This window comes from Labrys miyagiensis (assembly GCF_030160835.1).
GTDB lineage: Bacteria > Pseudomonadota > Alphaproteobacteria > Rhizobiales > Labraceae > Labrys > Labrys miyagiensis.
Genome location: NZ_BSPC01000039.1, coordinates 19218 through 31937 on the forward strand (window position 1 = coordinate 19218; position 12720 = coordinate 31937).

General features: G+C 57.8%; 10 protein-coding genes and 2 pseudogenes. 5 read left to right on the forward strand and 7 right to left on the reverse strand.

The window, feature by feature from the left end:
- Window positions 1-71 precede the first annotated feature (71 nt).
- Together tnpB and tnpA are read right to left on the reverse strand one after the other, a co-directional pair.
- Window positions 72-317 carry an IS66 family insertion sequence element accessory protein TnpB gene (gene tnpB, locus QQL24_RS36450; RefSeq protein WP_348536472.1) on the reverse strand — a complete coding sequence of 82 codons (246 nt, stop codon included), beginning with the start codon at window positions 315-317 and terminating at the stop codon, window positions 72-74.
- A complete protein-coding gene (gene tnpA, locus QQL24_RS20150; RefSeq protein WP_284314096.1) occupies window positions 314-715 on the reverse strand; it encodes an IS66-like element accessory protein TnpA in 402 nt (133 codons plus the stop codon). The genes tnpB and tnpA overlap by 4 nt, the downstream gene beginning before the upstream one ends.
- An 892-nt stretch (window positions 716-1607) precedes the next feature.
- Here tnpA and rsgA point away from each other — a divergent pair.
- Window positions 1608-2627: a ribosome small subunit-dependent GTPase A gene (gene rsgA / locus QQL24_RS20155; RefSeq protein WP_284314104.1), complete on the forward strand. Its 1020-nt coding sequence runs from the start codon at window positions 1608-1610 to the stop codon at window positions 2625-2627.
- A gap of 264 nt (window positions 2628-2891) precedes the next feature.
- Here the strand turns inward: rsgA and QQL24_RS20160 are convergent, their stop codons facing one another.
- The 3 genes from QQL24_RS20160 to QQL24_RS20170 form a co-directional block, all read right to left on the reverse strand.
- Complete coding sequence (locus tag QQL24_RS20160; protein WP_284314097.1) at window positions 2892-4013, reverse strand: sensor histidine kinase; 1122 nt, start codon at window positions 4011-4013, stop codon at window positions 2892-2894.
- Window positions 4014-4506: 493 nt separating this feature from the next.
- Window positions 4507-4689 (reverse strand): DUF2252 family protein, encoded by a 183-nt coding sequence (locus QQL24_RS20165; protein ID WP_284314098.1) that lies wholly within the window; start codon window positions 4687-4689, stop codon window positions 4507-4509.
- 80 nt (window positions 4690-4769) lie between these two features.
- Entirely contained in the window at window positions 4770-5741 is a 972-nt protein-coding gene (locus QQL24_RS20170) for a magnesium transporter CorA family protein (RefSeq protein ID WP_284314099.1), read from the reverse strand.
- A gap of 268 nt (window positions 5742-6009) precedes the next feature.
- Between QQL24_RS20170 and QQL24_RS20175 the strand changes: the two genes are divergently transcribed.
- Both QQL24_RS20175 and QQL24_RS20180 read left to right on the forward strand, forming a co-directional pair.
- Window positions 6010-6708, forward strand: a complete 699-nt coding sequence (locus QQL24_RS20175; protein WP_284314100.1) for an IS6 family transposase — start codon at window positions 6010-6012, stop codon at window positions 6706-6708.
- A gap of 476 nt (window positions 6709-7184) precedes the next feature.
- Window positions 7185-8468, forward strand: a complete 1284-nt coding sequence (locus tag QQL24_RS20180) for a glycosyltransferase (RefSeq protein WP_284314101.1) — start codon at window positions 7185-7187, stop codon at window positions 8466-8468.
- 81 nt (window positions 8469-8549) lie between these two features.
- Here the strand turns inward: QQL24_RS20180 and QQL24_RS20185 are convergent, their stop codons facing one another.
- Window positions 8550-9140 (reverse strand): hypothetical protein, encoded by a 591-nt coding sequence (locus tag QQL24_RS20185; protein WP_284314102.1) that lies wholly within the window; start codon window positions 9138-9140, stop codon window positions 8550-8552.
- Between the two features lie 805 nt (window positions 9141-9945).
- Here QQL24_RS20185 and QQL24_RS20190 point away from each other — a divergent pair.
- Window positions 9946-10812, forward strand: a complete 867-nt coding sequence (locus QQL24_RS20190; RefSeq protein ID WP_284314103.1) for a DMT family transporter — start codon at window positions 9946-9948, stop codon at window positions 10810-10812.
- A 171-nt stretch (window positions 10813-10983) separates the two neighbouring features.
- On the opposite strand, the pseudogene QQL24_RS20195 reads toward QQL24_RS20190, so the two are convergent.
- Window positions 10984-11295: pseudogene (locus QQL24_RS20195) on the reverse strand (inorganic phosphate transporter); the annotation flags it as partial.
- A 487-nt stretch (window positions 11296-11782) separates the two neighbouring features.
- On the opposite strand from QQL24_RS20195, the pseudogene QQL24_RS20200 reads away from it, so the two are divergent.
- A pseudogene (locus tag QQL24_RS20200) lies at window positions 11783-11989 on the forward strand (DUF4167 domain-containing protein); the annotation flags it as partial.
- Between the last annotated feature and the right edge of the window lie 731 nt (window positions 11990-12720).

Here is a 12720-nt window from a genome sequence, read left to right on the forward strand (position 1 = left end):
AGTTCGGCAACTCGCGCGAATAGCCTGGCTTGAGATCGGTATGGATCGTCTTGAGCTTCTTGCCACGTCGATTATGGGAGATCTGAACCGTCATCCCAAAGAAGGGATGCCACGGATAGACGATCATCGCACGGCGCAAACTGTATGTTGAATGTCGTGTAGTTGCCGCGCTTGCCCCTGAAGCAGAACAGATGACCGTCCAGCGGATCATGCTTCAGCACCTTTTGCACCTGCAAAGCCAACGACGGAAAGCCGCGTCGCATGTCGGTATAGCCCGTCGCCAGCCACACTCGGACACCGGTCGGCATCGGGATCATCGCAGCGTCTCCAGCCCGCGCATCAGCCGGAGCAGCACATCGACGTCAACATCGCGATCGACAATGACGCGCCGGCCGTTCGTGCTCACGACCTCCATCCGCCCACGAGAAGCCTCAGAGTTCTCCACCCGTGGCGCTTCCGGCGTGATCACCGCTGGCACGAAACCCTCAATCCGGACCCCGCCAAGGCGGCCTTCCCGCAACAACTGCCGCCAGCGATACAGTTGCGAGCGGGAGACGTCGTGCTTCAGCGCCGTCGCCGAGACCTGGCGGCCATCACCGGAAAAGCCCTCTTCAACGACGCGAAGCTTCGCCTCGTCGGTGAACCGACGCCGGCGGCCCGTGCCGACGATCTCAAGGCGGCTCACTGTCCGAAAACTGTCCTTATCCCTGTCCATAAGGACAATGCGACAGATTCACAGCTGCCCATCAAGGCGGCCGCGATCGGATGCTTACGATCAAAACCTCTCTCATACGCGCATCATCCATGAGTGCGGATTTTAAAGCTGCAGCGGCGCCCCTTCCAATATCGGCCACCGCTCCAATCGCCATAAGGTCGGAAGAAGCCACATTTTCGACGACGAACATGCCTTACCCACCAGACTTTATCCAGCCACGCCAGGAAAGTGCTGGTTCCGAAAGTGGCCTTCTTGCTTCCGCGGTGGAAGATACGAAGCGACGTGGTGCGGATGCATTCGATTCGGCCCACAGTTGGAGCTTCTCTCTGCTCGACAAATTACCAAACGTATGGCCCTGAATGTCGATTTCCGTCTAGAAGTGGGGCAGTTCGGATCTGAACGAGGCGCGGCCCCGGTCTACTACTCACTTGGCGCGCCGAAGTAGCGAGCACCTCACACGCCCGGGTGCCCACTGATTAGCACATCGAGGTCCATGACTTCCTGTCTTTGGTCCTAAAACCAGCTTGGCCACGTCGAGGTCGAATGACCTCCATGCATGCAAATCGGCCAACCCCGGGTCAGAAATCTGCCGTTTCCGTAGTGTCCAAAGCGCCGGCCACCGAAGAATCGACCATAAATCGCGTTATGCGAGTCACAACGACTGCAAAACGAGCTGTACTTTTGTCAAAGGCGCGTAAGTAATTGCCGATGGATGCTCTCGGCAGCGGACGGGGGTAAGCTACCTTCAACCGAACGGCTCCGCCGATGCAGGGGTTCAATCGAACTCATGCCCTACTGGCCATTTACCGAACGTGTCACCTCATTTTGCAAAGGGCGCTATGGTGGACGCAATGCTGTGGACTTGACCAAAATCGTGACAGATCACGTCGTTATGGACCAACCCAAATCCCTTTCAAGTTTGGGATGGTCGAGTTTCTTCGAGGATCAGCTTGCCTCCCATGAGATGAATCTAATTCCAAGGCGCATCTCCACAGTTCATCGTGCCCGCATGACCGCACTATCGCAGGCAGGGCCGATTAGGCTGGTGCTTCCGCCCCGTACCAACACGGGTGATTTTGCCGTCGGCGATTGGGTGCTTGCCGACCCTCAAAGCCACCTGCTGCACCGTCGTCTGACCCGAAAGACAGTGTTAGAGCGTAGCCACGAAGGCAGCAATACGCCGCAACTTGCCGCCGCCAACGTCGACACGCTCTTCATCGTCACCTCCTGTACTGACGATTTCAATCTCGCCCGGCTTGAACGCTATCTGGCGCTCGCGAACGAGGCGGGAACCGCGCCGGTGATCGTGCTAACTAAAACTGATATGGTGGTGGACGCACGGGAGTATCAGCAGCAGGCCGCTTCGCTGCAACGCGGGCTGGCTGTCGTGACATTAAACCCTCGCTCCGCTGATGCCGCGACCGCTTTGGCGCTATGGTGCGGCGAGGGGCAGACGGTAGCTTTGGTCGGCTCGTCCGGCGTCGGCAAATCGACGCTGGTCAACACATTGGCAGGTCCCGCGCAGGAGTTGCCCCAGCAAGTCGGAGACATTCGCGAACATGATGCTAAAGGACGTCACACGACGACCTCCCGCTCGCTCCACTCTATCGTTGGTGGTGGCTGGGTAATCGATACGCCCGGCATGCGCGCGTTACAGGTCAGCGACGCCGCTTATGGTCTCGAGATGCTGTTCGCGGAGATCACCGAGCTTGCCCCTCATTGCAGATTCCGCGACTGCACCCATGCCCGCGAACCCGGCTGCGCGGTGCAGGCGGCCGTCGCCCAAGGCGCTCTGGATCCCGATCGTCTGGCTAGATGGCGAAAACTGTCCGAGGAAAACCGCGGCAATACACCAGTTCAAACTGGGCCACGGGGCAACCGTACCATTGTGGCTCGCCGCAAAAGGCGTTGAATGATTGAGCTTCTTAAGCAAGATCGACCGCGAGAGCCACGATAATTGTTTCGTCCTCGACGACGAGGCAAACTGGCTTTCTTGAAGAGGCCATTATGTTTCCTCCTGGTAAAAGTCGAAATACGCTGAAGGGAAATCCGACCTCCGACTTTGGTCGCTTCTGCCGAGAACATTCTTGCAAGGCGTTCCGAATTCTTTGTCTCGGCTGATATCGCTCGCGACCAGTTGCACATTTCTCTCTTATTCAGCGACGGATGGGCCTTCCTAGGCGCCTGTCGGATCGTTCGCCTGTATGTCCGCCGCCGCTGCATGCCGGGCGAAGCTTATCGTAACACGCATGCCACCGCCTGGCCTGGATTGAACTTCAACCTTCGCCTTGGCGTTTTCTCGTAACGATTGGAGTATCAAATAACTCAACTTTCCACGCTTGGGCCACTCCTCCCCCTCTGAAAGGCCCAAGCCATCATCGGCGATCACAACACGACACCCTGTTGCATCGACCAGGCTATGGAGTGTGATCGTCCCACCCTCTCTGCCTTTGAACCCATGCTTTAGGGCATTCATCAGAAGTTCGTTGACAACTAGCCCCGTCGGCATTGCGACGTTGATTGATACCGGCCAGGTGTCGACCTTGAGATCGAGCCGAATTCCTTCCACCGCCTGGGCGCGCATCAATGCCGATGCGACTTGGCTCAAATAGACGCCTAGATCGATCTCGTCGGCAACGCCTTGCTCGGAAAGCGACTGATACAACAAGGCAAGTGCCTCCACCCGGCCCGCGAGCCGATCGAAGGTCACGCCTTCCTCCGGCAATCTGCGCGCCTCCATGCGTATGAGCGCAGTGATCATTTGGAGGTTGTTTTTGACCCGGTGCTGTATCTCACGCAGTAATGTATCCTTGTGCTGAAGCTGCTTAACAAGATCGGCGGAGCCTGATTTGTCTGGACGGTCCACGGCAGCGAGCGCGACCAGGCGGAACTTGGGGACACCGTCTTCGTCTTCGATTATATTGGACCAGACGTTGACGGGTGTTTTGCTACTCGCGATTGAAAAGATTCCAAGATTATCCTGCCCCTGGATCACAGCAACACTCAGAAGCGGCTCGTTCGCCGTCCAGTCAAATGAATTCCAGGATCTTCCGATGATATCTGCAGCTGATTTTTGAGAGAGCTGTTCGAAAGACAGATTAGTATAGATAATGCGCTCCGCTGGCTCCATCTCTGCAATTGCGATGGCGATTGGCATTTGATCCAGAAATAGTTTGAATCGTTCGTCTTCCAGCGTTTCAGGCGTATCCAGTGTAGCGAGCAATTGTTCGACTTGTTCCACTTTTGTTTCGTCGTCGATCATAAATTCATCAGCCTTGTCCTGGTCGCAGGAAAGCATAGGCTCCGGCGCTCGCATAAGCCAGAAGCAAAGAGCCCGCCGGAACTGCCCGCGAATTCAGTCGCGATTCTAGTCAAGTCGACCAGTGGCTCTCGCAGAAGGGTGGCGGCACAGCCGCCCCAACGCGCAGATGCCTAGCATATGCGAATTCCGGTCGGTCCGGTGTTTGGATGGCGACGTTAATGGACGCCATCTTGCGGGCGTGCCAACTGCTGAGAACAAGATTACAGCGCCTGTCCCTTCGCTGTTTAGAAGAGGCGTCGGGAACGGTCCTCCCTTTCTCCCATCACAAAGCTGCGGCTATGCGGCCGACCACAACACTTTCAACGTCGAACGTCTGAAGCAGCTTCAAGCCGCCGCGCTGGAGCTGTGGCATTGCGCAACTGCGATCTCCGCTTGAAGCCGGCGACTGATCTAACCATGTAGCCAATCCGACGGGTTTCCGTGACAACACCGGGTGAAGACATAATCTATGGGCGAGGCGTTTGGTGTTTCAGGCCACGACCATGGACCTTCGCTTCACTTTGTCGGCTTGCGCCGGTGGTTTGGGCAAACGGGCGTCCGCGAGAGCCGCTAGCAGGTGGCCGTGGTCACGCTTCGTCTGGTCGGCGTAGGACATGGCAAATGCCACGAGTGCGTCGTCAAATTCGTCGGACCTTCCCATATAACCCGCCACGGTGTTGTCACGGAAACCCGTCGGAGCCGCGACATAGGCAGATCAGTCGGTGGCTTCAAGCGGGGTATTGTCAAGTTACCTTAAAACCAACCCCTCAGTTTGAACCAGATCAGGGGCAACACCGCGCTCAGCACGATCGCAAGCCACGCCAAGGGGTAGCCGAATTGCCAGGTGAGCTCCGGCATATTGTGAAAATTCATGCCCCAAATGCCCGCGAGCAGGGTTGGTGGTACCCCGATGACCGAGACGATGGTCAAGATCTTGAACAGATCGTTTTGCTCAATGGAGATATAGCCGAGCACGGCGTCCAGCAGAAACTGGACCTTGTCCGTGAGATGGGTTTCATAGTCATTTAGTGAGACAACATCTTTTGAAACTGCGGCGAGACGCTTGCGGAAGGCGTCAGGGATCCAGTCCTCAGCGATGTCGCTGACGAAACTGGCGATGCGACCGACGCCGAGGATAACATCACGGGCTTGGGCTAGCGTGTCCCCATGAATGCCGAGTTCCGTCAGCATGTGCCGCATGCGATTGGACTTGCGGGAGGGCCGATTTCCCGCGACGTTTTTATCGTGAAAGACCGAGCGGGACAAAGCATCGACCTTAGTGCCGATATGTTCCAGTACGTCGGCGCCGCGGTCAACCATAGCCTCCAGCAGGGCGACGAAGACGCCCACACCGCAGTCGAGGGCTTCGTCGTTGCGCACCCGCTCGGCGACGCTGTCGAACGTAGGGAGGGTCGAATAGCGTATCGTCACCAGCAAGGCCGGTGTCAGGACGAAACCAATTGGCGAAATATTAGATTCATAGTTGTCTCCCTGCGAGATAGCGGGAGTACTTAGGTAAAGCACGTCGCGCTGAACCACGAGGCGGCTCGATGCCTCGATCTCACTGAGGGCCTCTCGTGTGGGCATGCGAATCCCGACGCGCCGCTCGACCAGCCGCTGTTCCTCGATGGTCGGCTCGACAAGATCGAGCCAGATGATGGTGGAGGGCAGCTCAGCAGATTCACCGCGCCACTCGTTCCCGTGCTCGCGATAGGCTGTCAGCATCTGCCATGCTCCTTGTAGTCGAGACGGTTCGTGTCCTTTGGTTAGAGCTATAACGCTCTGATCACCGCTTCGACCGCGGTCCGAGCACAATTTTAGGGAGAGTAGGCTTTAGAGCTGCGCGGGAGATATTCTGTCTTCACTGGGTCGTTCGCATCCGAGGAAGACAGCGTAGTTATTAATAGGAATAGGAGGCGGAAGGGCTCTGTCGCAGACTTTCCATCGAAGTCAGCCGTGACATAAATCTCCTCTGCCTGAGTGGAGCGTTTTGATGTTCAAGGGCTGCCAATTCGATCGCTCGGTGATCCTGCTGTGCGTCCGCTGGTATCTGGCTTACAAGCTGAGCCTTCGCGATCTGGAGGAGATGATGATCGAACGCGGCATCTGCGTCGATCATTCCACGATCCATCGCTGGGTCGTACGGTTCTCCCCGTTGCTGCTTGAACGGTTCAATCAGCGCAAACGAGCGGTCACCGGTAAATGGCATATCGACGAGACCTACATCAAGGTCCGTGGTCGCTGGGCGTATCTGTATCGCGCTATCGACAGCGTCGGCGACACGGTCAAGTTCTTTTTCAGCGAAAATCGCGACCTGTTGGCAGCCAAGCGCTTCATCCGCAAGGCGCTCAGGCGCCACGGTCGGCCTGAGCGCTTCGTCATTGATGGCAGCCCGACCAACCGGGAGGCACTCATCGCCTGTGACAGCGAGAGCCGGTTGCTGGATCGATCCCGCCGTTCGCTGAAACCAATTCGTATCCGCCGGAGCCAATACCTCAACAACCGGATCGAGCAGGATCATCGGCGCATCAAAGGCCGTATTGGACCCATGCTCGGGTTCAAATCACCCGCTTGCGCAGAGGCGATCCTGTCCGGCATCGAGATGGTCCAAATGATGCGCAAACGGCAGGCGAGGTACGCCTATAACCCAGCACCGTCTTTGGCCGACCAGTTTAACATCCTAGCCGCATGAACATCGATCCCTGTGGCCCTTTCGAGGCTCAACTCCACAGTTGCGACAGAACCGTTTCTTATCGGGGTCGGCACAAGATTTGCGTCCTCAGGCACGCTAAGCGAATAGCTTAGGTATTGCTCTCGCACTGGCGACCCTCAGATCGATGACTTCGGCGACGCCTTGCTCCCAGTGCTTTATGGCGAGACGCCGGACGATGTGGAGGGGGATGTAATGACACCCCGAAGAGATCAGATGCTATCGGGGCTTGGAGCTCTCCTGCGGCGCCCCTGCGGATGCCTAATAGACACCTAATAATGGCGGGATACGCTGATGTATGGACATATTATAGTCATGCCGTGCGTGAGCCGTTACGTAGTCCTTCGCTTTGCACGTGAGCAGCACGGCTGGCGGCAAGGGAGCGCGATCTTCGCGACCCCGTACAGCCTCAAATCCGCTGCACAGCTTCTTTGCAACGCGCTCCTGTGAGGAAGGTATTGCCTGTCCGTATCCTCTTCGTCACCGCTTTTCCGTCTTTTCCGATTGATCGCAGTGGCGGTGGGATTCGGTCGCGGCTGCTCCTCGACGCCCTGGGGCAATGCGGTGAAGTCGGCTTCTTCTATTTGAACTACCGCGGTCCCGCTCACGACCTGCGCCAGGCGGTTGGCTCACCCTTCAACGATGGCACCCTGGAACTGGTGTCATCGGTACCTTTGTCCTGGCGCGGGGGTGGGAGGTTCGCGGCCCTTGCCGACAAGGCCGCGCGGGCCCTCGGCCTGGTCTTCGGCAGCGGTATGGCAGCCGCCGGCCTGCGAGTGAGTCTGGATGCGAGCCGGGCGATCGGCGACCTCATAGATCGCAAGCAAGTCGACTTGATCGTCGGAAGACTTAGTCGTCCGACGGCGGTTGCCGGTCTGCTCGATGAACGGCGAGTGCCGCTGATCGTTGATGCTGACGATTGGGAGCCAAGCCGCACCGCCTCGCAGATCCGCTCAACCCCTATCCCTATCCATAATCTGCCACTGCGCGCCTATCTGCACCGATACCTTCAAGGTTCCGAGTATCTTGGGGCTCGTGTTCTGGAAAGGGCCGACCATATCTGGCTTGCTTCAGAGGTCGATACGTCAAGGATTGCCCAGCCGAATGTTACCACGCTGCCGAACCTACCTTTGGTCAAGACGGGCGAGACTATCGGGCCGCTTCGCCACTCGGACGCGGCTTCAAAGGTGCTGTTCGCCGTCGGCCAGTGGGCAAAGGCGCAGAATTCCGACGGTATGAAGTGGTTCCTGAGAAGGGTCTGGCCTCAGATTGTCGAGCAGGTTCCCCAAGCGGAACTGCGGATCGGCGGGGACGTTCCAGAGAGCTTGGCCAGTGACTGGGGTGCGCAGCCAAAGGTTCGGGTTTTGGGCTTCGTGGACGAGTTGCGTGCCGAATATGAAGGGGCAGCCCTCATGGTCACTCCGATGACTTGGGGCGGAGGCACGAAGATCAAGGTCTTGGAAGCGTTTGCATACGGCCGCGTACCTGTGGGCCCGGACCACGCTTTCGACGGCCTCGCCGATGCATCCGCCGCGAAAGCTGTCGCTGTCGTTGAAAACGACGCAACAAGGCTTGCAACAGCTGTGGTAGGTTTGCTGACCGATCCAGAGCAACGGTTTTCACGAGAAAGCGCTGCCGCAGAATATTACCAGAGAAATTACTCGCTCGTTGCGTTCAACGAGCATGTCCGCAACACGGTCGAGAGCGTGATGCAGCGTAAACGGCGCGGCCTTGTCACATAGCTCAGCAACGGCGTGCTTGAGACGGGAGCTCGCGCAATTTGTTCCTAAGACGAGCTGCCGCTCCGCCCAATGGAGCCCACCTCAGTTTGGCGGATCGACAGGTTTGAGGTCATGCAGCGAAACGGGGCCGTTTTGACTCTGGAAGCGAATGCTCCGACTATCGCTCTGTTGCTGCGACACACCTGAGATTTGGTGATCGCCTGTGTCGTAAAAGGCTGTCCTGCCATTCTCTTCGATAGCGAGGCGCTTGCTGGAGGGGAAGAATGCGTAGTGCATGTCGTTCTGGCTGCCCGAGGACGAGGGGTCGCCAAATTCCGCAGGCCAGCGCGATGCCTGCGCCGACCGACCGCGATTACGCTCGCCGGATCCTTCGTCTTTGCCAGAGCTTGAGCCAGGTTGCTCGTGGCCAATGCTGCGATTGCCGAGGCCGTTGGCCAAGGCTTGCATAACGCCGTTGAGCTTGTCTTTCATGACGGAGTTGAACATGTCGCCGACCATACTCATGCCGCCGCTCGACCATTGCGCCATGCCACCGAAATCTGCATGGCTGAACTGGGCCATGCTGCCGTCTCCGCGGCGCAAGGCGGCCAGGGCGGCATTCACGGCATCGGTGCTGACACCGAATTTTTTCGCAATCGCGTCGACGGACGAAGCTGCCTGATCGCCTGTCATTGACATTCCTCCCATTTCAATCGGGCGCGGCCGCGACCGGACGGATCCCAGCAACAAACGTCCGCGGAGCTGAAAAGTTCGCCTTTCCGGGCAGCTTAATACCTCCAGAGCCACTGCTCTCATGATCTCATTTGGCCTGATCTTGCTTGGCTCAAGTTTTTCCATTGGCTGCGGCAAGGGGTCTTGGTTGCTGCCTCTACCCCCGCGCCATTCTGAGGCGCTCCGTCTTGGCCTCGCGCCTTGCAGCATCGTCTTCGATAATCGCTTGAGCTGCAGCGGTTGTGGCGTCATCACGAGACCACCGAGTCGGGGCGGTCTTGCGCTACTCCTCGCTCATGGCGCCATTCGCCATCCCACCACTTGTAGCCACGTTGTGGAGAACTCGCTGTCATCGCTCGCAGCGAGACCTTCATTTCTGAGCCGGAGACGCCTCAAGGATGGAAATAGGTCCTGGGGCCTGAATCACTCGTTCAAGCCGTAGCCCGGCGGGCGCTGCCGACAATTCCCTTAGCCTTGATGCTTTAGGGCGCCGGCATCGGTCTTGAATCCATTACCCGGGGGACGCTACGCCTCGCCCTGTTGGGTGCGAGGGGTTATGCGGCGAGAATGGGAAAACTTGCTCTGCCTGGCCTCCTGGTCCAGCCCGCCTCTCCTTCTATCGGCGCCGTCCTACTTGAACGGTTCGGAAGCAGCCAGATGCTCGCAAATTCTCCTTGGTAATGCCGTTCTCAATGTGATCATTGTTGCGGCGCTCTTTCGGATGGGAAGCTTGCGTTCCAGTGATTGAGTAACGTCGGAGGCCAAGATGCGCACTCGTGATATTGCCCTTGCCGTTCTCCCACCAGGTTTATGGGCAATCGCATACACGATCGCTAAACCAGCCATGACGAACTTCCCTCCCCTTTTTCTCATGAGCATTGTCTATGCTCTGACAGCACTTTGCCTTTTTCGGCCAGGGCACGTATGGAAGACCCCGTTCTGGCCTCTTTTTGCTGCGGCAACACTTGGGGGAAGTGTCCAGAGCGCTCTCATCTTCAATGGAATCACCCTGGTTCCCGCGTCCACGGCGATATTGGTGGTCCAATCCCAGGTTCCCTTTGCAGTTTTGGCTGCATGGGCAATCGGCCAGGAACGCCTAAGTATGCAGAGGCTTCTTGGGATCACAGTCTCGCTTACAGGCGTGGCTCTAGTTGTGGGGTTTCCAGACGGTGTCGGCCAGGTTCGTGGACTTTTGCTGATAGTTCTGGGGACGCTGAGCTGGGGGATCGCGCAGGGCATGATTCGCGTCACGTCAAAAGATGAAGGTAGCCAACTGATGTGCGCGATGGCCGCAATTGCCGCGCCCCAAATGCTGCTGCTCTCTCTACTTATTGAAACGGGTCAGGAGCAGACGCTTGTTACCGCCAGCGCTTTCGACTGGATCGCCGTGGCGGTGTTAGCTCTCGGGGGCTACGTAGCCGCCTACACGATCTGGTACGACCTCCTGCGGCGCTACCGTGTCGATCAGGTCACTCCTTTTGTCCTGCTTATGCCGATCATCGGCGTGCTCGTCGCGTTTCTTTTCTTGCATGAGCGACCATCGTTCGCGGCGTTGGCCGGGGGAGCTGTCATCCTGTTTGGGCTCGGCTTGGTCATCGGCATACCGTGGAAGAATCGGGCCGAGGTGGCATAGACATATCGTTGCAACTCCCGCCGGTTTGCCACCGAGAGACTATACGGTCTGCTATCACTCACTTGCTCGACGCAGGCGCCACATTGAGCGGTTCCATACACATCGCTATGCGAATCCTCCGTCCGGGGGCTTGGCCGAAATCGGAATGGAAGAATGACAGCCTAGGACGAACTGGCGCAGCAGCACGAAGAGCCCAAAGGACAGCGCCATTGCGATCGGCAGGGTGAGGACCCACGCCAGCGCCAAATTGCGCACCGTCGACATCTGCAGCCCCGAACCGTTGGCCGCCATGATGCCGGCAACGCCCGAGGAGAGCACATGGGTCGTCGACACGGGCAGGCCCATATAGTCGGCCGCGCCGATGGTGGCGGCGGCAACGATCTCGGCCGCGGCACCCTGGCCATAGGTCAGATGCGTCTTGCCGATCTTCTCGCCGACGGTGATGACGATGCGCCTCCAGCCCACCATGGTGCCGAGGCCAATCTTGAATAGACCACAATCAATCCTTACATACGACGAGCCGACTGAGATCGGCTCGGGCCTTATCTTCAATTGCGCCGAGCCTATTGATTCATCCCGTCGAAATTGATCGCTGCCGTTTGTGCAGCGCGCGTGTCGGCTATCTTAACGCTTCGATTCATAGAGATCCGCTTGCTTTCGAGCCATGCGGCTCACGGAACATAATGCAAACTCAACTCGAACTGAAACCTCTCCGAGCACCAGCGCCTCTGGACCTCGAAGCTGCGACCGTAACTGTGCAGCGTCAATCCGATCCCAACTGGAAACCTGAGCCCTGTGGGCTAAGCCGCGAAGAACTACGCAAGATCGTGGCCGAGATACTCGGCTAACCCGCGCTCGGGTAACCCGGCATCGCGCGCCCACAATCTAGTCGTCAGGCAGGCGCAGTCGAACGCTCTTCAACAATAAACAAAGGAACGACCCTCTACTGGGGACTCAAGAACAAATGAATATGAACCAATCCATCGTCCAAACGACCACAAATGGCAGTCAGCTGAAACAATCAACCCGTGCCAACTCGGCGCGAGGGCGGAGCCACCAAAACACGCGCGCAAGCTACGAGCGTTACGTCACGCTAGCCGAAGCTCAGATACGAGCTGGGGACCGCGTCGAAGCGGAAAACTATTATCAGCATGCTGAGCATTATTTCCGTCTTATGGAAGGCAGAACCTCTTAACACTCGGTCTGAATGCCGTAGGTCAATCTCGCTTGATCACACGGGTCCGCTCAGGGCCGACGTATTGGCGGTGTCTGCGTGCCTCACGGTCGGCCCCAACCCGGCCGACAGGGGGCAAACCAGGCTGTGTTTCAGCGCTGAAGTATAACCCCGAGGCGATGTGAACCTAATGCGCTGAAGTGCTATAGAATCTGACCTGAGGTGGGGTCACCTTCGGCGCCCATCGTGACCCCACCCTTACTCGCAAAATCCGTTATGCCTCAAAGACTTCTGATAATTTTCCAGGGGGTCAGACTTCGATGCTGAATCACACCAGTGATCTGATTAGACATCGCAGTCCCATCATGAACCGCAAATCGACATCAACTTCGCTGCGTCATCGTATCCAGCAATTGCTCGAGGAGCGCAAATCGGCGCTTGGCCTGTCCCAGGAGTTGTCTAGCGCATAGCCCGGCATGCTCGGCTCCCCCAATCAACTGCGATGCGTGGTATCATAATCCCTCGTCGTGACGGCTGCGGGAAACAGATTGTGCGGTGCGCCGCAGCGCCTAGTCGAAGAGCGGGCGGCCATAACATGCGTTATGCGAGTCGGACTGGGCTACTCGAGGCAACGAAGCGCCCAGCGGTCATCAGATGGTGCGTTCTGGCGTGACCGAAACGGGGCCGATGAACGAACCCGCTGCGCGGGAGGGCGCCTGCGGTTAAGATAGAGA